The organism is Lichenicoccus sp. (assembly GCF_965276875.1).
Lineage (GTDB): Bacteria > Pseudomonadota > Alphaproteobacteria > Acetobacterales > Acetobacteraceae > Lichenicoccus.
Map to the genome: position 1 here is coordinate 1,761,268 of NZ_OZ255701.1, position 17,643 is coordinate 1,778,910.

18 protein-coding genes and 2 tRNA genes are annotated in these 17,643 nt (G+C 67.4%); 9 read left to right on the top strand and 11 right to left on the bottom strand.

Annotated elements, in window-relative coordinates:
• The first annotated feature begins 19 nt into the window (after window positions 1-19).
• Window positions 20-259 carry a hypothetical protein gene (locus ACQY4K_RS08505; protein ID WP_428395175.1) on the top strand — a complete coding sequence of 80 codons (240 nt, stop codon included), beginning with the start codon at window positions 20-22 and terminating at the stop codon, window positions 257-259.
• On the opposite strand, the gene ACQY4K_RS08510 is transcribed toward ACQY4K_RS08505, so the two are convergent.
• From ACQY4K_RS08510 to ACQY4K_RS08530, 5 genes are read right to left on the bottom strand one after another with little or no spacing between them, the layout of a single operon-like run.
• On the bottom strand, window positions 256-1,962 hold the full coding sequence (locus ACQY4K_RS08510; RefSeq protein ID WP_428396032.1) for an AMP-binding protein: 1,707 nt from the start codon (window positions 1,960-1,962) through the stop codon (window positions 256-258). The genes ACQY4K_RS08505 and ACQY4K_RS08510 overlap by 4 nt on opposite strands.
• Window positions 1,850-2,629 carry a hypothetical protein gene (locus ACQY4K_RS08515; RefSeq protein ID WP_428395177.1) on the bottom strand — a complete coding sequence of 260 codons (780 nt, stop codon included), beginning with the start codon at window positions 2,627-2,629 and terminating at the stop codon, window positions 1,850-1,852. Before ACQY4K_RS08515 ends, ACQY4K_RS08510 begins: the two co-directional genes overlap by 113 nt.
• 2 nt (window positions 2,630-2,631) lie before the next feature.
• Complete coding sequence (locus tag ACQY4K_RS08520; RefSeq protein WP_428395178.1) at window positions 2,632-4,080, bottom strand: pyridoxal phosphate-dependent decarboxylase family protein; 1,449 nt, start codon at window positions 4,078-4,080, stop codon at window positions 2,632-2,634.
• 4 nt (window positions 4,081-4,084) lie between these two features.
• A complete protein-coding gene (locus ACQY4K_RS08525; RefSeq protein WP_428395180.1) occupies window positions 4,085-5,041 on the bottom strand; it encodes a homoserine O-acetyltransferase/O-succinyltransferase family protein in 957 nt (318 codons plus the stop codon).
• The gene (locus ACQY4K_RS08530; RefSeq protein WP_428395182.1) at window positions 5,038-6,348 is read right to left on the bottom strand and encodes an O-acetylhomoserine aminocarboxypropyltransferase/cysteine synthase family protein; all 1,311 of its coding nucleotides are present in this window, start codon (window positions 6,346-6,348) and stop codon (window positions 5,038-5,040) included. Before ACQY4K_RS08530 ends, ACQY4K_RS08525 begins: the two co-directional genes overlap by 4 nt.
• 429 nt (window positions 6,349-6,777) lie before the next feature.
• Between ACQY4K_RS08530 and ACQY4K_RS08535 the strand changes: the two genes are divergently transcribed.
• The 5 genes from ACQY4K_RS08535 (at window position 6,778) to ACQY4K_RS08555 (ending at window position 11,381) form a co-directional block, all read left to right on the top strand.
• The gene (locus tag ACQY4K_RS08535; protein WP_428395184.1) at window positions 6,778-7,020 is read left to right on the top strand and encodes a hypothetical protein; all 243 of its coding nucleotides are present in this window, start codon (window positions 6,778-6,780) and stop codon (window positions 7,018-7,020) included.
• Window positions 7,007-8,401: an AMP-binding protein gene (locus ACQY4K_RS08540; RefSeq protein ID WP_428395186.1), complete on the top strand. Its 1,395-nt coding sequence runs from the start codon at window positions 7,007-7,009 to the stop codon at window positions 8,399-8,401. Before ACQY4K_RS08535 ends, ACQY4K_RS08540 begins: the two co-directional genes overlap by 14 nt.
• The gene (locus ACQY4K_RS08545) at window positions 8,394-9,131 is read left to right on the top strand and encodes an SDR family NAD(P)-dependent oxidoreductase (RefSeq protein ID WP_428395188.1); all 738 of its coding nucleotides are present in this window, start codon (window positions 8,394-8,396) and stop codon (window positions 9,129-9,131) included. Before ACQY4K_RS08540 ends, ACQY4K_RS08545 begins: the two co-directional genes overlap by 8 nt.
• A 112-nt stretch (window positions 9,132-9,243) precedes the next feature.
• The gene (locus ACQY4K_RS08550) at window positions 9,244-9,813 is read left to right on the top strand and encodes a carboxymuconolactone decarboxylase family protein (protein WP_428395190.1); all 570 of its coding nucleotides are present in this window, start codon (window positions 9,244-9,246) and stop codon (window positions 9,811-9,813) included.
• A gap of 11 nt (window positions 9,814-9,824) precedes the next feature.
• Window positions 9,825-11,381, top strand: a complete 1,557-nt coding sequence (locus ACQY4K_RS08555) for a carboxymuconolactone decarboxylase family protein (protein ID WP_428395192.1) — start codon at window positions 9,825-9,827, stop codon at window positions 11,379-11,381.
• Here ACQY4K_RS08555 and ACQY4K_RS08560 read toward each other — a convergent pair.
• The 4 genes from ACQY4K_RS08560 to ACQY4K_RS08575 form a co-directional block, all read right to left on the bottom strand.
• On the bottom strand, window positions 11,378-12,454 hold the full coding sequence (locus ACQY4K_RS08560) for an alpha/beta fold hydrolase (RefSeq protein ID WP_428395194.1): 1,077 nt from the start codon (window positions 12,452-12,454) through the stop codon (window positions 11,378-11,380). The genes ACQY4K_RS08555 and ACQY4K_RS08560 overlap by 4 nt on opposite strands.
• A 7-nt stretch (window positions 12,455-12,461) precedes the next feature.
• Window positions 12,462-13,859 (bottom strand): alpha/beta fold hydrolase, encoded by a 1,398-nt coding sequence (locus ACQY4K_RS08565; RefSeq protein WP_428395195.1) that lies wholly within the window; start codon window positions 13,857-13,859, stop codon window positions 12,462-12,464.
• A 53-nt stretch (window positions 13,860-13,912) separates the two neighbouring features.
• On the bottom strand, window positions 13,913-14,173 hold the full coding sequence (locus tag ACQY4K_RS08570; protein WP_428395197.1) for an acyl carrier protein: 261 nt from the start codon (window positions 14,171-14,173) through the stop codon (window positions 13,913-13,915).
• 71 nt (window positions 14,174-14,244) lie between these two features.
• Window positions 14,245-14,318, bottom strand: a tRNA-Gly gene (locus ACQY4K_RS08575).
• 119 nt (window positions 14,319-14,437) lie between these two features.
• On the opposite strand from ACQY4K_RS08575, the gene ACQY4K_RS08580 reads away from it, so the two are divergent.
• From ACQY4K_RS08580 to nusG, 3 genes are all read left to right on the top strand, one after another.
• Window positions 14,438-14,514: transfer RNA gene (locus tag ACQY4K_RS08580), tRNA-Trp, on the top strand.
• 44 nt (window positions 14,515-14,558) lie between these two features.
• Window positions 14,559-14,753 carry a preprotein translocase subunit SecE gene (secE, locus tag ACQY4K_RS08585; protein WP_428395199.1) on the top strand — a complete coding sequence of 65 codons (195 nt, stop codon included), beginning with the start codon at window positions 14,559-14,561 and terminating at the stop codon, window positions 14,751-14,753.
• 25 nt (window positions 14,754-14,778) lie between these two features.
• Window positions 14,779-15,309: a transcription termination/antitermination protein NusG gene (nusG, locus tag ACQY4K_RS08590; protein WP_428395201.1), complete on the top strand. Its 531-nt coding sequence runs from the start codon at window positions 14,779-14,781 to the stop codon at window positions 15,307-15,309.
• A 7-nt stretch (window positions 15,310-15,316) separates the two neighbouring features.
• On the opposite strand, the gene ACQY4K_RS08595 is transcribed toward nusG, so the two are convergent.
• Together ACQY4K_RS08595 and ACQY4K_RS08600 are read right to left on the bottom strand one after the other, a co-directional pair.
• The gene (locus ACQY4K_RS08595) at window positions 15,317-15,919 is read right to left on the bottom strand and encodes a PqiC family protein (RefSeq protein WP_428395203.1); all 603 of its coding nucleotides are present in this window, start codon (window positions 15,917-15,919) and stop codon (window positions 15,317-15,319) included.
• A complete protein-coding gene (locus ACQY4K_RS08600; RefSeq protein WP_428395205.1) occupies window positions 15,916-17,601 on the bottom strand; it encodes an intermembrane transport protein PqiB in 1,686 nt (561 codons plus the stop codon). Before ACQY4K_RS08600 ends, ACQY4K_RS08595 begins: the two co-directional genes overlap by 4 nt.
• Window positions 17,602-17,643: the final 42 nt, after the last annotated feature.

The window sequence follows — 17,643 nt, forward strand, 5'->3', positions numbered from 1 at the left end:
GGTCGCGTGGATGCACCGCGTGCCGATATCTCATCATGCCTTTGGCCATCATGGCTTTGGTGTCCACCATGCCTATGGCGGCGGATCGTGGATCACCCACATGGTGGTCTCGTCGGTGATCCACGCCCTGATCTACGGCGCGATCTTCCGGGTGCTGCGACATCTGAGCCTTGGCGAGGTGCTGCTGCTCGTGGTGATCGTGATCGCGGTGCTGTATTACGGCAACCGCAATCGCGGGCAGCGCCGCTGGCCACCCTAAAGCAACACGGCACCGTCCTGTATGGCGCCGAGCAACGCGGCGTCGCAGGCAACAAAGCGGCCAGCCTTTCGGTTGTTGAACCAGAGGGCACCCAACTCTGGTGCCAGTGACAGCCCGGCCGACGCCAGTGCGGCCTTTATAGGCCGGAAGGTGCCGGTCGTGGCGATGCTCGGGCAGACGCGCACGAACACGGGCTGCGCGGCCGGGGGCAGGTTGCGCACAAGATGCGCACGCAATGCGGCAAGATCGACGCCGTCCTCGCAACTGATCGCGGCCATGCCGGCGCGGCCGTCCACGCAGGCGAGGGCGACTCCCCAGACCGCCGCGTCACTGACGCCGGGAAAGGACGCAATCACGCCGGCGACCTGCATCGTCGAGACGTTCTCGCCCTTGAACCGGTAGGTGTCGCCCATGCGATCGACGAAGATGTAAAAGCCCTGGGCGTCGCGTCGCATCAGGTCGCCGGTGCGATACCAGCAATCGCCAGGGGCGAACACGTCGCACAACAGCTTGCGCGCCGAGGCCGCGGCGTCGGTATAGCCGTCGAAGCCGCTGGCCGGCGCGATCGCCTCGCCCGGCTCGTCCGCGTCGCAGCGCATGCAGAGGCCCTCATGGGTGCGCCGCGGCTCGCCGGTTTCGACGTCGGAGCGGATCAGCTCGACCGCGAAACGGCGCGCAAGGAAGGCAGGAATACGCCCGATCGCGCCTGCCCTGCCTTCGACATTGTAGAGCGAAACGCGGCCTTCGGTGGCGGCGTAGAACTCAAGAATGCGGGGGATACGGAATCGGTCCTGGAACGTCTGCCAGACCTCCTCGCGCAGGCCGTTGCCGCAAGCTAGACGCAGCCGGTGCGCCGTCTCCAGCGGATGCGCGGGGCTGTTGATCAGGTAGCGGCAGAGCTCGCCGATATACTGGAAAATGGTGCAGCCGCCGTGGACAACATCCGGCCAAAAGGCGCTGGCGGAAAACCGTTCGCGGATCAGCACCGAGGCGCCGCGGCAGAGCATCGCGCCGATCGCCACCACGCCGCCGATGCTGTGATACATCGGCAGGCAGTCATAGAGTCGGTCGTTGGGTTGCACGTCCATCAGGCCGGCAAACCAGGCGCTCCATTCCAGCACCCGCGCGTGGCTGACGTTGGCCGATTTCGGCAGCCCGGTGGTGCCCGAGGTGCCGATCAGCAGGGCGCGGTCGGCGCGTGCCGCAAGGCGTGGCGGGGGCCTGGATTGCGACCGTTCGGGGGGCGCCTCAATTCGCAATCCGCGATCGGCGATCGCCTCGACGCCTGCGCGCAGGTCCGCCTCGACGATGACGCGCCTGGCGCCAGATGCCCTGATGGCATGCGCGAGCCCGTCGCCGGCGAGGCCGGTATTGATCAAAGCGACGACGCAGCCAACGGCACTCAGCCCAAGCCAGAGTGCGACGTAGTCCGGACAGTTCCCCATCAGCAGGCAGACCGCCTCGCCGGGGGCGATCCCCTCGTCGCATGCCCAGGCGGCGACAGCATCGGCGCGCTGCACGAGCGCGCCATAGGTGAGCTGTGCGTGTGCGCCGATCAGCGCCGGGCAATGCGGGTGGCGCTCGGCCTGCTCACGGATGACACACAGCAGCGTCGCATGCGGCGAGGTGTCCGATTGCTTCAGCGACCGCAGCGTCCGGGTCCAGTCGTCCAGCACCATGCGCGATGATATCGAAGACGCCAGACTGTCCATGGAACCTCGTCGCGGTCTCGTCGCGCGCCAAGAGCGGCACGCAATCGATGAGAAGGGTCTTGAATCCTTGCCAGAGCGGCAGGATGCGGTCGTCGATGGCGATATGCCGGCTGAGCGCGCCGTGGCCCTGTTCCGGATCGCTGTCGAAGCGGACATGCTCGACCAGGAAATGCTCGAATGAAGCGAGCAGGTCGGTATCCCAGCTTTCGTGGCGTAGAATCGCGGTGAACACGCGCTCCAGGCCGCCATCCTCGTAGCTGGCAATGCTGGCCGCGCGCGCCGAGGCATCGAGCCCACGGGTCATTGCCAGATAGGCTTGACCGACCGCTTCGCACCGCAGCGCAAGCACGGGGTCCAAGGGTGCGAGGTCGAGCGTGCGGCGCATGTATTCGTCATGGTTCATGCGTTCGCCGGGACGCGCCACGCCAGGCCAGGGCGACAGATTGTCGGTGTCGCATTCCTCCTGTTCGAGTTGGCGCAGCTTGTCGTCGTCGGGATAAAGACTGCGCGCGAGAGCCAGGCCTTCGCGGAACTGGATGGAGAAGTAATGATAGGCCCAGGCCGCCGCCATCATGTCCTGGCTGCTCAGAAGCTGCCAGTTCAGGGCGACGATGTCGTCGATGACAGCCTGGTATTCGAAACGTTCTGCAGTCGACATTCTCAGGCGCTCCGCGAGAGGTTGGGGCGGCCTGCGTCGTGCAGAGCGCCGGCAAGGATCAGGATATCGTTCCGTGTGGTCTGGCCGTTGGTGATGCAGACGCGGAGTGCGCACTGTCCGCGCAGCATGGTCGTGGTCACCCAGGCGACCCCCGAGCTGACGACGGTGTCGGCGATGGCGCGCGGGTCGGCGAACCCTGGCGGCGGCAGCACGCAGAGCACCGCAAGCTCGGAACTGTTGACCACGCTCCAGCCCTGGGTTTCGAGCACATCGCGCAGCAGGGAGGCGAGGCCGATCGCATGCGCGACGTGCCGCGCGTAGCCGTCCCAGCCGACCGCGGCGAGCGAGAGGAACAGACGCAATCCGAGGAAGCGCCGCGACCATTGCGCGCTCGTGACATACGGGTCGCGGCCGGCGACATTCGAGGGCATGAAGCTCGCCGCCGCCGGTGCGACGTGGAACGCGCGGTCCAGGACGGATCCATGCGGCGTCAGGAACATGCCGCACGCCATCGTGGTCGCGAACCATTTATGCGCATCGATGGTGAGCGAGTCCGCGCGCTCGATGCCTGCCAGCAGGGTGCTGCGCGGTTCGGCCGCGATCAGGGCGCCGCCCCAGGCGGCATCGACATGAAACCAGACCCCCGCATCCCGGGCGATGGCGGCACAGGCGGCGAGCGGGTCGATCGCACCGGCGCCCGTGGTGCCGGCGGTGGCGACGAGCATGACTGGGACATGACCGCGGGCAGTGTCGCCCGCGATCGCCCGCGCCAATGCGCCGGTGTCGATGCGGCCTTGCGGATCGGTGTCGATCAGCCGTAGCGAAGCCCGGCCAAGCCCGGACTGGTGCAGGATCTTGTACCAGGCGAGGTGGGCCTCCGCGGACACATAGACGGTGGGCCGGCCGGCGAAGGCGCGCGCGCCATCGTCGGCAAAGCTGGCATCGGCGTTGGTCAAGGCGCAGGTCAGGGCCGCGAAGTTTGCCTCCGAGCCGCCGGAGGTGAAATGCCCCTTGGCCTCGCGCAGACCGGCGCGCAGCCCCACCGCGCGCAGCACATGCGCCTCGATGGCGACCGCGGCGGGCGAGGTGGTGGCACTCGCCAGTTGCGGATTGAACGCAGCGACGATCCGCTCGGCGCATTCGGAGGCGTAACCCGGCGCCGGGTTGAACAGGCCGAAATAGCGCGGATGCGTCATATGGACGACGCCGTGCTCGAGGGCTGCGATCGCCCAATCGAGCAGGTCCGGCAGCGGTCGGGCAGCGTCGAAGTCGAACGCCTGCAGCTCTCGCCTGAAGCGCTGCGTATCCTGGTCGGGAACGACGCTGCCCTGCGCCACCCGCCGCAGCGCCGCGTCGAGCCGCGCGGTCAGCAGGTCGTCGAGCGTGCGGCGCTCCTCCGGCGCACAGAACAGCGGTGAGAGGCCAACGCGTGTGTCGCTGCCACCGTCCATCGGGTCACATCCCTGCCACGGCGAGGCTGGCCCAAAGGTCCGGCGCAAGACCGGGGGCAAGATTGGGGGCAAAACCGGCGAGCCAGTTGCCGAACAGCCGGGCCGCGCGCGGCTGCCACGGCGCGGTCACGGCGGCATTGTCCAGCAGCCGCAGTGCCGCCTCGGAATCGTCCGCGGCGAGCCTGCCAAGTGCCGCCTCGGTCGCCGCGGGAAGGACGCCGCTTGGCGGCGCTGGCGGTGGGCCGCCGCCGCCGCGCAGCGTCCGCAGCAGGTCGCGCCGGTATTCCGCGAGCAGGGTTTCGGCTTCGTATTCCGGATGGCCCTGGAAGAACACGAACCTTCCGGGTCCCGCCAGAGGTCCTGCGAAGACATCGACTCCGGCGCGAGGCGAACGCGAGAGGATCCGGTAGCCGCGCGCCACCAAGGCGGCCTCGGCGAGATCGTTATAGCGTGAATGCGGATGCGCCCAGCCGCGCGCCAGCCCGCGCATGAGCGGATGCCCAGGGGCTGCGACCGCGCAGGGAAACACGCCGGAGAGTTTGCGCGGCAGGCGCGTGCGGGCGATACCGTCGAGCCGCAGCACCGCGGCGTGCGCCGCCAGACAGGACCACAGCACCGGAACATCGTGGCGCGCCGCCCAGTCGGCGATCCTGGCCAGGCTGCTCCAGGCGGGCTCGTCCTGCAGTCGTGCTGCGCGCGGCTGCAGGCCGGTGACGATCAGCGCATCGAGGCCGCACGCGAACAGATCATCGAAACGCTCATAGGGCGCCCCGTCGGCGCCGTGCGGCGGTCTGTCGCGCGCGATTTCGGGACAGGTGAACAGCCGTAACGGCATGCGCATTCCGCGCGCGAACTGCCGCTCGGTGGCCAGCAATGCCGAACCCGACGCGTTGTTGACCAGGCCGATCGTCACCCCCGGCGCCAGCCTGGATTGCAGGGCGATCGGGGCGACGACGTTCATCGCGCCCAAACGCGGTTGCTGGCCTGGGTACCGGCTTGGGCTGCATCCAGCGCGCTCGCGAGATCGGCGATGATGTCGTCGACATGCTCGATGCCGACACTGAGCCGGATCGTCTCGGGAGTGACGCCGGCGCGTCGCTGCTCGGCTTCGGACATCTGGCGATGCGTGGTCGAGGCCGGGTGGCAGGCGAGCGACTTGCAGTCGCCGAGATTGACGACGCGCTTAATCAGCTTGAGCGCGTCGTAGAAGCGGGCACCCCCCTCGGCACCGCCGGCCACACCAAAGGTCAGCAGCGAGCAGGCCTGGCCGCGCAAATACTTCCGCACGCCGGGGTAATGCGGGCTGTCCTCGAAGCCGGCGTAATTGACCCAGCCGACCCGGCGGTCGCGTCGCAGGAATTCGGCGACGTGCCGGGCATTGGCGACGTGTCGCTCGACGCGCACCGCGACCGTCTCGATGCCCTGGAGCAGCAGGAACGCATTGAACGGCGACAGCACCGAACCGAGCGTGCGCAGATACACGCTGCGGGCGCGCGCGAGAAATGCCGCGTTGCCGAAACGCTCGGTATAGACCAGGCCGTGATAGGAGGCGTCGGGCTGGCTGAACATCGGAAAGCGGCGGTGATGTTCCGCCCAGGGAAAATTCCCGCCATCGACGATGGCGCCGCCCATGGTGGTGCCGTGGCCGCCAAGGAACTTGGTCAGAGAATGGATGACGATATCGGCGCCGTGCTCGATCGGGCGCAGCAGCACCGGGGTTGCCACGGTGTTGTCGACCACCAGGGGGACGCCGTTTCGATGGGCGAGGTCGGCGAGGGCCGCGATATCGGCGACGTTGCCGGCCGGATTGCCGACGCTCTCGCAATAGAGTGCGCGCGTATTGTCGTCGATGAGAGCGGCGAGGTCGCGCGGGTCGTCGCCGCGCGCAAAGCGGACATCGATGCCGAGCTCCGGCAGGAAATGCGCGAACATCGAATGCGTGGTGCCGTAGAGTTGCGGCACCGAGACGACGTTGCGGCCGGGCTGCGTGAGGTTGGCGATGGCGAAATGCAGCGCCGCCTGTCCCGAGCCGACACTGAGCGCCTGTATGCCGCCTTCGAGGGCGGCGAGGCGACTTTCGAGCACGGCGTTAGTGGGATTGCTGATCCGGCTGTAGCGGTGGCCTTCGGCCTCTAGGTTGAACAAAGCGGCGGCGTGCTCGCTGTCATCGAACCCATAGGCGATTGTCTGATGGATCGGCACCGCAACCGCACGCGTCGACGGATCGATGTCGAAACCTGCATGCAGCGCCAATGTCTCGATCCGCATCGAAGGCGTATCCCGCGTTCGGTTGGTGCCGTCGACACGCCTCGCCTCGACGCCGCAACGCGGCGAAGTCAGCAGGAGGCGCCGAGTATCATGCCAGTCGAACAGCGCAGGATTGATGGAAACAGTCGGGTTAAGAAAGGAACACTCCCCTCCCAATTCGATTTCATCAACCCATCATCGATCGACAACAACAACCGGGCAATGTGCGTCTTTTATTACGCAATACTGAACGGAGGTGTAAGCCTTTGCTAGCAAGCAACCCGGACCGGGTCAATCAAGCGTTACTGTAAACGTTTGTTTTCACACCCTAATAACGCGTCGAAGGCGGAACTTCCTCAGCATTGCCGTAATTGGCGATCTCCTTGCGGTGCCGGGTCATTCCCGGCACAATGCGGCACTTGCGGCGGCATTTCACATACGGAGCTTTCCATGTCGGTTCGCGCCCTCATCATCGAGCAGATCACCAAAGTCGGCCAGCAGCAGGACAAGCGGCTGGCGCCGCTCAGCGACGCGCTGCCCTTGATGGACTCCGGCCTGGACTCGCTCTGCATCGCCATCATCGTCGCCCGGCTCGACGACGCGCTCGATCTGGACCCGTTCTCGGGCAACGACGCGCCCTTCCCCGTCACGCTGGGCGACTTCATCCGGCTCTACGAACATGCGGCAGTCTAGCGGTCCCAACCTGCGCAGTCCCAACCTGCGCAATCTGGTCGCGCGCGCCTACGCGGCAGCCGGCTTCATCGCCGACGCGCGGATACGGCTGCCGCTCGCCTCGGTGGCCGCGGGCAGCATCCTGGAAGGTGGCGCCGAGCGCCTGCGCGGACGCTCGGTAATGATCGCCACGACCTCGCAAATCGCCGCCGTCCGTGCCGCCATCGAGCTCGACGGGATCGCCGCGCGCCTGGTGCTCTGCCCGGCGGACCTGTCGCCGGCGCAACGACTGGCCGTCTGCCGCCTCGCCCGGATCGACGCCGTGCTGTGCGAGGACCCCGCGACCGTCGCCGATCTCGCGCAAGCTCCGGACATCGTCACCTGCGTGCCGCAACCAGCGGCATCGATCCCGGAGGATCGCGCAGCCGAGACCGAATGGGTGCTGCTCACCTCGGGCACCACCGGGCCGCCCAAGCTCGCGGTACACGACCTTGCAGGCCTCATCGCGCCATTCGGCACGGGCCTCGCCACATCACCCATCGTCTGGAGCACCTTCTACGACATTCGCCGCTACGGTGGCCTGCAGATCCTGCTGCGCGCCCTGGTCGGCGGCGCCTCCATGGTGCTGTCCGAGGCCGGCGAGCCGGTCGGCCGCTTCCTGGCGCGGGCCGGGAGGGCCGGGGTCACCCACATCTCCGGCACGCCGTCGCACTGGCGCGCGGTGCTGATGAGTGCCGCCGCCTCGAGCCTGGACCCCGCCATCGTGCGGCTGTCCGGCGAGGTGTGCGACCAGGCCATCCTGGATCGCCTGGCCCAGGCCTATCCGCGCGCCGGCATCGGCCACGCCTTCGCCTCCACCGAGGCCGGCGTCGGTTTCGAGGTGAACGATGGCGGCGCCGGCTTTCCGGCCGCCCTGGTCGAACAACAGGATGCCCCTGTTGCGCTGCGTGTGCGGGACGGCGGGTTGCAGATCCGCTCCGCGCGCACCGCCAGGCACTATCTCGGCGGCGGCTCTCTGGCGCTACCCGACGGGTTCGTCGACACCGGGGACCTCGTCGAGCGGCACGGCGATCGTTACGTCTTCGTCGGCAGGCGTGGCGGGATCATCAATGTCGGCGGCCAGAAGGTGCATCCCAAGGCGGTCGAGGCGGTCATCAACCTGCATCCCGACGTGCACGCCTCGCGCGTCTCGTCGTGGCCCAGCCCGATCACCGGCGCCCTCGTCGTCGCCGAGATCGTCATTGCGCCGGGCGCTGCCGGGATCGACTTCGCCGCCCGCGAGGACGCGATCCTCGAACTCTGTCGTCGCCATCTGCCCGCCCACCAGGTGCCGGCGATGATCCGCCAGACCGCGTCGCTCGAGCTCTCGGCCGCGGGCAAGCTGTCGCGCACGCATGCCTAACGTCGTGGTGACCGGCGGCAGCCGCGGGCTCGGGCTCGGGATCGCGCAAAAACTGTCCGCCTCCGGCTTCACGGTCATCGCCGTCGCCCGCAACCCCACCGACGCGCTCACTGACGCCACCGCAACAGCGGCACAGGCCGGCCACGGCGGGATCCATTTCAGCCCCTGCGATCTCGCCGACCTGGCGGCGCTGCCCGGCATCGTCAAGCAATGGCGCGCCATGGGACCGCTGTTCGGCCTGGTCAACAATGCCGCCTCCGGCACCCCCGGCATGCTGGCCAACATGCCCGATCCGGAAATCGCCAAGCTGGTGCAGCTCAATGTCACAATGCCTCTGCTGCTCACGAAGTATGTGGTCCGCGCGATGCTCGCCCAAGGCAGCCGAGACGGCCGTATCGTCAGCATCTCCTCGATCGTCGCTTTGACCGGCTATGCCGGCCTTTCTGTCTATAGCGCCACCAAGGCGGCCCTCGGCGGCTTCACCCGCGCCCTGGCGCGCGAGGTCGGACCGCTCGGCATCACCGTCAACGCCGTCGCCCCCGGCTTCGTGGACACCGAAATGACCCACGTGATGACCGACGCCGAGCGTGAAAAGATCCGCCGCCGCAGCGCCCTCGGACGCCTCGCAGGCGCGGACGACGTCGCCAACCTCGTCGACTACCTGTTCAGCGACAAAGCCCGCAACATCACCGGAACGATGATGACAGTTGACGCCGGCAACACGGCCTGACATCCGCAAAGCAGCGCCGAACACGGCAAGTGGTTGGGGTGTTGGGCACTGGCCGCACCGGCACCATGCCGTTATGAATTCAACCGGCGGGTTGAACGAGAGGCAAATCCCCATGGCGGACACACCCGACTTCGGAACCTTTGGCCGCTACCAGGAGGTGCCTCTCGATGAGATGTCGCCCGAAATGAAGGCGGCGTATGACACGACGATGCGGCTGCGTGGCCAAGTACCCGGCCCGCACAAGATATGGCTCGCCAACCCTGCCATGGCCGAAACGTTCGTGCCGGTCGGCGCCTATTACCAGACGCGCTCGACCTTGACCAAGGCGGAGATCGAGATTGCCACCAATGTGGTCAACGGGCGCTGGCGGGCAGCCTACGCCAACTACGAGCACGAGAAGATCGCGAAGGCCGCGGGCGGTTTGCCGGCGGACAAGGTGGAAGCCCTGATCGCCGGCTTGCCCACCGGCTTCGACGATCCACGCCAACAGGTGGTCTATGAGCTGGCCTTGACCTTGGTGGCGCAGCACACCGTGCCGACCGGCCTGTTCCGCCGCGCCAAGGCGCTGCTCGGCGACGCGGGGATCGTGGATGTGACCATGCTGCTCGGCTGGTTCACCGGCGTGTCGCTGACGCTGGCCGCCTACGACGTCCCAGCCGACGCCGTCGGCCTGGACCAATAGGAAGTATCGCCATGCAGACAAATCTGGGCGGCCGCATTCCCCTGCTCGATCCTGCCGCCCTCACCGGCGAGCAGAGGGCGATCTACGATCGCCTCAAGCACACCATGGTGAAGTGGGCCGACGCATCAGGCTTTCAGAGTACAGAGGGCGACCGGCTGATCGGCCCGTTCAATCCGGTCCTGCTCAGCCCGGGCATTACCCCAGCCTTCCTGGATCTGCAGGACGCCGAGCAGGCGAACACCTCGCTCGACGGGCGCGTGCGCCAGGTCGTCATCCTGGCTGTCGGCGCGGTGTGGCGCTCGCCCTACGAGCTTTATGCGCACGCGGCGGTCGCCGCCAAGGCAGGACTGTCGGAAACCGCGATCAGGGCCCTCGTGTCAGGAGCCGTGCCGGAAGACCTCAGGCCCGAGGAACAGCTGGCAGCGCGCTTCGCACGCGCGCTATCCACCGGGCACCGGATCGAGGCGGCGCTCTATCATGAGGCCGAAGCCGCTTTCGGGCCGCGCGGCCTGGTCGACCTCGTCTATCTTGCTGGCTGTTACCATATCGTCTGCGGCCTTTTGAACATCTTCGACATTCCTGCACCCGCGGCACCGGATCGAGCGGCATCGGGCAGCACGAAGCAGGCGACGCTGACGACGATTGCCCTCTTCCCGGTCAGGTCGTTTCTCGAAAACCTCGCGGTCAGAAGAGACAACTCCGTGCTCGTCACCTCGATGAACGCCAGGGAGCTTTTCTATGTCGCGCCGTCATCCGGCGATGCTCCGGTTGCGCCGATGTTGCTGCATCGCTTTGATCAGCCGACGACCGGCCTGGTCGAGATCGAACCGGATCTGTTTCTCGTCTCCACCTCAAATCTTTACACCACGCATGAGTCATTTCTGCATCTTCTCGACTTGCGCGGCTTTCAGCCTGGATCTCCGGTGCGGCCGGAGATGGTGTTCCGCTTCCCCGATACTGCACGCGGGCTGAACGGCAGTTGCCTGCTTGCTCCTGGCGTGGTGCTGATCGCTGACTGCTTCGCCGGGCTGATCTGGCGCCTGGACGTGCAGCCAGGCGGCCGGACCATGCAAGCGGGGATCTGGCTTAAGCACGAGACGATGGGTTATTTCCCGGGCAAACAGAAGCCCGAGCAACCCGGCGTGAACGGTGTCCGCTATGCCGCCAGGACGCACCACCTCTATTACACGGCGACGGCCAGGAAGCTGCTCATGCGCGTGCCCGTCGACCCCGCCACGCTCGAGCCCGCCGGCTCGCCGGAGCTGGTGGTAGCCGGCCGCATGGGCGATGATTTCTGCATCGACGAGGATGCGAGTGTCATCTACCTGGCCACCCACCGGCAGAACAGCATCGACCGAATCTCGATGGATCCTGGCGATAACAGCGGCTTTCCGCAGAGCGTGGTCGGCGATCCGTTCACCGAGGCGCTGGTCGGACCGTGCAGCCTCGCCTGGGGCCGGGCAGCCGGCGAATACGGCCGCGTCGCCTTCGTCATCAGCGACGGTGGCACCGCCTCCCCATCCCCGGGCGGCCCACTCCCTGCCCGGCTGCAACGGGTGGAGTTCTAGAGCAAGGCAGGCGCCAGCAGAAGCGCCTGGGAGACCGCGGCACCCAGGACGGCGGCGTTGCGGCCGCTCAGCACGCTGACATGGTTGCCCGGAACGTGCCGCACCGCATAGTTCGAGAGATAGCGCGGCCAGACCAGAAGCGGATCGCAGGTCAGCGGATCCTTGGTCTCAGCTTGGAATAAAAAGACTCGGCCATCAAACCTGGTGATCCGGTAGTCGTCGAAGGCCTGCACGGTGGCCTTTGTCAGTGCCTCGCTCGGGTTCGGCAGACCTGCTTCGCGATAGGGCAGCCAGCCCCCCTTGCGGCTGGCGAACATCCGGCCGGCGCGGCGGAGCAGGTTGTTCATGCCGCGGGCGATACGGGTGCCGGTCTCGCGCCAGGAGAGGCCGCGCAGCCCGGCCGTGTGCAAGGCCACGCGTCGCCAGAGGAACCGCAGGGAGACGCGGATCGGCCAGTTGCGCTCGGGGACGATCGCCTCGACGAGCCCGATGAACGGGACCGGCTCTCCCGCGGCGCGCAGTTGCCGTGCGACCTCCAGGGCCAGGTTGGCGCCGAGCGAGTGGCCGAGCAGCAGATAGGGCCCGCGTGGTTGCACGGCGCGGATCGCGTCGATCTGGAATCGTACCATCTCCGCCAGGGTCCGGTGTGGCGCGTGTTCACCGTCGAGCCCGGCCTGCTGGTTCAGATAGATCGTGCCCGTGTGCTCGACGTGTCTGGCGAGATCGAACAACAGGAACACCGAGCCGCCAAGTCCCGGAAACAGGAACAGGCCGGGGCCGTCGCCGCGCTGCCGGAAGGCGATTGCTGGTGTGAAGCGGGGACGCTGACCGGCGCGCAGGATGTCCGCCAATGCCGGGATGGTGGGGGCCTGCAGGACCGTGGTGACCGGGAGTGCGATGCCCGAGAGCCGCTCGATTTCGGCGAGCAAGCCGTAGGCTTGCAGCAGGCCGATGCGCATGTCGAGAATGCTCGATTGCCGTCCCGGCGGCCTCCCGCCCAGTGCGCTTGCCCACGCCTTGGCGACCAGCGCCTCAGTCGCATCAAGCCAGGGGGATTGCGCGTCGGCGGCCATGGCGAGCCTATCCCGCGGCCAGGAAGCGGATCATGTGCTCGGCCGCCTCCTGGCGCATCGCGGGACCGGTCAGGTCGTGGTCAAGCGTCGATAAGATGGCGACCTCGGCGCACGGCGACTGCAAGGCCTCGCCGGCGAGACCGAATTGCTGCACGAGCGGCTTCAGGCCGGGATCACCGGCGGCGAAGAGCAGCAGCGTGCGGCAAGGCCGGGCGGCAAGCGCCTCCATGCCGCGACGCGCCACGCTGTGCGGGCCGGGCTTCTCGAAGCGGAGGTTGAACCAGGGCAGGTTGACCAGCAGCAAGGTGGTGATGCGCGGCTCGGCCAGGGCGGCCTTGAAGGCGTGGTAGGCACCAGAACACAGGCCGTGCAGCGCGAAGCGCCGATAGCCGAGGGCTGCCAGCGCATCGAGGGCGGCGGCGATATCGCGGCTTCGGTCGGCCTCGAAGACGTGGGTGGTGGCCTCGTTCGGGTTGGCACTGTCGCCGAGGCCGGCAAAATCCATGCGCAGCGAGGCGATTCCGGCCCGCGCCAGCCGTCGCGCGAACTCGACCGAGAAGCGGGCATAGCCATGATGCGGATCGCCGCCCGGATTGACCATGACCACGACCGCGCCGCCTGCCTGGTCGGTGGGTTGGCAGAGCATGCCGAACAGACGGCCGGCCTCGCCGAACTGCTGCGGCGTCTCGATGCAGCCCTCGGGCCGCAGCGGTACCGATGCGACGGTCGGGGTGGGTAGGCCGGTCGGGTGCCACGGCGCGGCGGTGCGCAGCCAGGACAGCAAGCGCGTGGGATCGATGTCGGGTTCGTCAGCCAGGTGGGTGGGGCGCAGCAGCGGCTCCAGGCCGGCGAAGGTGCCGCCGGCGGTGCTGAACAGCGCGACCGGGCAGCCGGGTGCCGCCTGCCGCAGGTCGAGTTCGGCCATCCGTCGGGTGGCGGCGGCCGACAGGACCAGCTCATCGACGATGAGCGCAGCCCCTGCCGGCTGGCCGCGCAGGCGTGCGACGGTGGTGAGCTGGGCGACGTAGGATCGTCCGCGCAGCACCGGCTCGAGCTGCACCAGGCCGACGATGTCGTGGCGGCCGATTGCGGCCAGGGTTGCCAGGGCGGCGCCGAAGCGCAGCCCGATCAGCACGATCCGCGGCGCCCCAGGAAGCGTGCCGGTGGCGGCAAGCGTCCAATCAATCGCCGCATCGAGGCCCTGCTGCCAGCCGGCGAACGCGTCGCCACCGTCGGTGTCACAGGAATCGCCGCATCCGGGATAGTCGAAACGCAGCGTCGTATAGCCCGCGACGGCGAGGGCATCGGCCAGGAGACGCCATGAGCGATGCCCGGTCGCGGTGTCGCGGCCGAGGCCGGCGCACAGCACTGCCGCGGTATCATGGGGACGGTCCGCTTCGTGCAACCAGCCAAAGCAGCCTGCGAATGAAACCGGCTGCATCTGCGACGGCAGGGGTCTCAGGCGGCCGAAGGGCGCCGCGCGGCCCGCGACCGGATCAGGGTCGCAAGCTGGCTGACACTGCGCAGCGCGCCCACCTCGGCGGTCTTGAACGTCATAGCGAGGCGGACACTCAGCTCCGTCGCCAGGGTGACCTGCGAAAACGAGTCCCAGCCGGGGATGTCGTCGGCGGTGGTGTCGATGTCCAGGACGATCGCCGGGTCGTCGAAGATGTCGCGGAAGATCGCGGTCAGCAGCCGCAGGATCTCGTCGTCGGACATCGTCATGGCTCGCGAGATTGTTTCGTCTCGGCAATTTGCCCGAACGGCCGGGCGGCCGCAAGCGGAGGTGCTGGAGCGGGCGAAGGGAATCGAACCCTCCTCGGTAGCTTGGAAGGCTACTGCATTACCACTATGCTACGCCCGCTTATCGCCGTTGAGGCTGTTTAGCGTTGCACAGAAGCTGCCTGCAAGCGGCTTTGGCCGGGGTCTTGACTTTGCGACCGGCGCGGCCTCTTTTCCCGTCCCTGCGAGAGGCGGCAATTCAGGGGTGTAGCTCAATTGGCTAGAGCGCCGGTCTCCAAAACCGGAGGTTGCGGGTTCGAGACCCTCCGCCCCTGCCAGTCGCCTCCCGGGTGTCTTATCACGCGTTTCAAGAAGGTGCGGTGTGGCGGTCAGTCCTGCGAAATTCATGCGCGAGGTGCGCGCGGAGGTGACGAAGGTCACCTGGCCGTCCCGTCGTGAGACGCTGATCGCCACTGGGCTGGTGCTGGCAATGGCGGCGCTGACGGCGGTGTTCTTCTTTGCCGTCGACCAGATCATCGGGCTCGGGGTCCGCGCGCTGTTTGGCGTCGGGGGCTGAGGGGCGGGGGCTGAGGAACGAGATCATGGCGAAGCGTTGGTATGTCGTTCACGTCTATTCCGGGTTCGAGAAGAAGATCGCCCAGACGATCAAGGAACAGGCTGCCCAGAAGGGTCTGGCCGACCATTTCGACGAAGTGCTGGTCCCCTCCGAGGACGTCGTCGAGGTGCGCCGCGGGCAGAAGATTAACGCCGAGCGCAAGTTCTTCCCCGGCTACGTGCTGGTGAAGATGGAGCTGACCGACGACGCCTGGCACCTGGTCAAGGACACGCCCAAGGTCACCGGCTTCCTCGGCAGCAGGATGCGTCCGTCGCCGATCAGCGAGGCGGAAGCCGACCGCATCATGAAGCAGACGCAAGAGGGCGTGGAGCGGCCGCGTCCTGCGGTCCTGTTCGAGATCGGCGAGCAAATTCGGGTGGCGGACGGACCGTTCACCAGCTTTAACGGCACCGTCGAGGAAGTCGACGAGGAGCGCGGCCGCCTCAAGGTCAGCGTCTCGATCTTCGGCCGCTCGACCCCGGTCGACCTGGAATACGGTCAGGTCGAGAAGGTCTGATCCGAAGCTAGGAGCGGGGCGGCAGCGCGCGGAGTTCGTCCGCCGCCACGTCTGCGACCTGGCCCAGCAACACACTCAAGGACGCGACCAGCGCACCGACGCTGCTGTCCGCCGTGGTGCCGGTGAGATGCAGCAGGCGGCTGCCGGACGGTCCGGCGTTCGGACGATGCACCGACAGGTTGGCCGTCATCTCCGCCCTGTCCTGCGCATCCGCGAGGAAGCGCGAGACGTCGAGTTCGACCAGGGCCAGGGCCTGGGTCGAGATCGCGCCATTTTCGGCATAGACGTTGCTGCCCGGCAGGCGCTGGCCGAGATCGGCGGCGAGCACGCGGCCGATCATGTCCGAAAGCGCGCCGGCCCAGGCTGCGCCGTGCGCAAGTATGAGCTTGTCGTCAGTCTCGGTGCGCACGATGGTGTCACGATCGAGATAGGGGGTGACGCTGGGGGTGCGCACCTCGACGGTCAGCGGACCGCCGGGTTGCGGCGTCCCCGGCGAGACGGCGAGCGTATAGTAGTCGGGCTCGCCGCTGCCACAGGCGGACAGCGGCAATGCCGATGCGAGGCCAAGCAGGCGGCGGCGGGACAGAGGCGCTTGCCGCGGAAGAGTCATGGATGGCTCCGGCCGAAGATCAGCGATGAGGGATGACGCTTGAGGTAGTCCGTCAGGCTGCGCACCGAACGCAGCGTGCCGTTCAGCTCGCCCAGCGTCTGCCGCAGGTTGCTGTGGAAGTCGGAATCGCCGCCATAGCTGGCCAGCGCCGCATTAGCGTGATCCAGCGTCTGCTGCAGCTGGTCGGCGATCGCCGGCAGCCGCTTCAGCACCGGTGTCAGGCCCTGCTTCGCCTGCGCCGAGACCTGTTCGAGGTTGGCCATCGTCCGGTTCAGTTCGACCAAAGACTGCTTGACCTGCGGGCTGCCGAGGGCGCCGTCGGCATTGGCGAGCAGGCCTTCCAGGCTGTCGCCGATCTGCTCGATCGGCAGGGCGGCAAGCTTGGCCGAGACGCTGGAGAGGCTGTCGGTGATGCCGGTCAGGCCACCCGCCTGGCTGGGGACGACGATGGCGCCGTCCTCCATCGCGATCCTGGCCGGCTTGGCATCCTGGACGAAGACGAAGGAGATCACCGAGGCGCCGGTCAGCAGGTTGGCGCTGTCGACCTCGGCGCGCATGCCGCGGTTGACTAGCGCCTGGGTGCTTTGCGGCATCGAGGTACGGTCGACCTCATTTTGTGGAAGCACGCGTTCCGGTTGTATCTGCATCGCAACCCGCACCTGGGCCTCGCCCGTCTTCGGATTGATCTTCAGGCTGATGCCGGCGACCGTGCCGACCTGCAGGCCATACAGCAGCACGGGACTGCCCACGCTCAGCCCCTTGACCGAGGTGTGCAGGTATGTGACGAACGCGAAACGTTGATGATACCCGGCGCTGTCCGCGTCCTCCTTGCTCGGATAGAGCTCAAAGACCGTGCCGGCTGGCGCTTCCGCCGATTCCTTGCCGCGCCGTCGCGGCGGCAGCCCGAAGGCAATACCGCCGGAGATCAGCGCCTGCAGCGATTGCACCTGAACCTTCAGGTCGCCGCCGTTAAAGACGACGTTGATCCCGGAGACATCCCAAAAGCGCGTATCCTTGCGCAGGAAATGGTCGTAGGGCCGTTTGATGAACACCTGAGCGTTGATCGGGCCGCGGCCATCCGCTGGCAACTTGTAGCCGAGCACCTCGCCGACAGTGATGTTGCGAAAGAACACCGGCGAGCCCTGGCCGATCGCGTCGATCGAGCCGGTGGTGAGCGTGAACGTGCTGCCCGGCTCGTCGGAGCGCACGCCGGGCGGCGCGTCCAGCCCCGTGAACTGGGTCTCGGGCGTGCCGCCCGGTGGGCCTGGATCGATGGCGATGAAGGCACCCGAGACCAGCGTCTCCAGACCGCTGATGTTGAGGCCGGACAGACGTGGCCGCACCACCCAGAACTTGGCGTGGCTGGTCAGCAGCGGTGCCGAGCGCGCACTCATCCGCACCCTGACGTCGACATGCTGGAGATCCTTGCTGAGGTCGATGCCCTCGACGGTGCCGAGGCCGACCGCCTTGTGCTTGACCTGGGTCTGGCCCGACACCAGGCCGTCGGCGCTGTCGAACTCAATCGTAATGATCGGACCCTGACGCGAGACGGTCTGCCAGCCGAGATAGGCGCCGATGGCCAGCACGATGATCGGGATCAGCCAGATCAGCGAGAAGCGCGTCGGCCGCGCATGCGCCTCCGGCACGCCGGTCGCGGGAGGCTGCTCGCCTTGCTCGCTCACTGGTGCACCTTCGGGCTGTCGGATGCGAAGCCGCGGAGCGGC

What these genes read in the sequence shown, in the direction of transcription:
- ACQY4K_RS08515 (WP_428395177.1), bottom strand. Translation starts at nt 2,629, where the DNA reads ATGTCGACTGCAGAACGTTTCGAATACCAGGCTGTCATCGACGACATC.
- ACQY4K_RS08520 (WP_428395178.1), bottom strand. Translation starts at nt 4,080, where the DNA reads ATGGACGGTGGCAGCGACACACGCGTTGGCCTCTCACCGCTGTTCTGT.
- ACQY4K_RS08525 (WP_428395180.1), bottom strand. Translation starts at nt 5,041, where the DNA reads ATGAACGTCGTCGCCCCGATCGCCCTGCAATCCAGGCTGGCGCCGGGG.
- ACQY4K_RS08530 (WP_428395182.1), bottom strand. Translation starts at nt 6,348, where the DNA reads ATGCGGATCGAGACATTGGCGCTGCATGCAGGTTTCGACATCGATCCG.
- ACQY4K_RS08535 (WP_428395184.1), top strand. Translation starts at nt 6,778, where the DNA reads ATGTCGGTTCGCGCCCTCATCATCGAGCAGATCACCAAAGTCGGCCAG.
- ACQY4K_RS08540 (WP_428395186.1), top strand. Translation starts at nt 7,007, where the DNA reads ATGCGGCAGTCTAGCGGTCCCAACCTGCGCAGTCCCAACCTGCGCAAT.
- ACQY4K_RS08545 (WP_428395188.1), top strand. Translation starts at nt 8,394, where the DNA reads ATGCCTAACGTCGTGGTGACCGGCGGCAGCCGCGGGCTCGGGCTCGGG.
- ACQY4K_RS08550 (WP_428395190.1), top strand. Translation starts at nt 9,244, where the DNA reads ATGGCGGACACACCCGACTTCGGAACCTTTGGCCGCTACCAGGAGGTG.
- ACQY4K_RS08555 (WP_428395192.1), top strand. Translation starts at nt 9,825, where the DNA reads ATGCAGACAAATCTGGGCGGCCGCATTCCCCTGCTCGATCCTGCCGCC.
- ACQY4K_RS08560 (WP_428395194.1), bottom strand. Translation starts at nt 12,454, where the DNA reads ATGGCCGCCGACGCGCAATCCCCCTGGCTTGATGCGACTGAGGCGCTG.
- ACQY4K_RS08570 (WP_428395197.1), bottom strand. Translation starts at nt 14,173, where the DNA reads ATGTCCGACGACGAGATCCTGCGGCTGCTGACCGCGATCTTCCGCGAC.
- nusG (WP_428395201.1), top strand. Translation starts at nt 14,779, where the DNA reads ATGGCGAAGCGTTGGTATGTCGTTCACGTCTATTCCGGGTTCGAGAAG.
- ACQY4K_RS08595 (WP_428395203.1), bottom strand. Translation starts at nt 15,919, where the DNA reads ATGACTCTTCCGCGGCAAGCGCCTCTGTCCCGCCGCCGCCTGCTTGGC.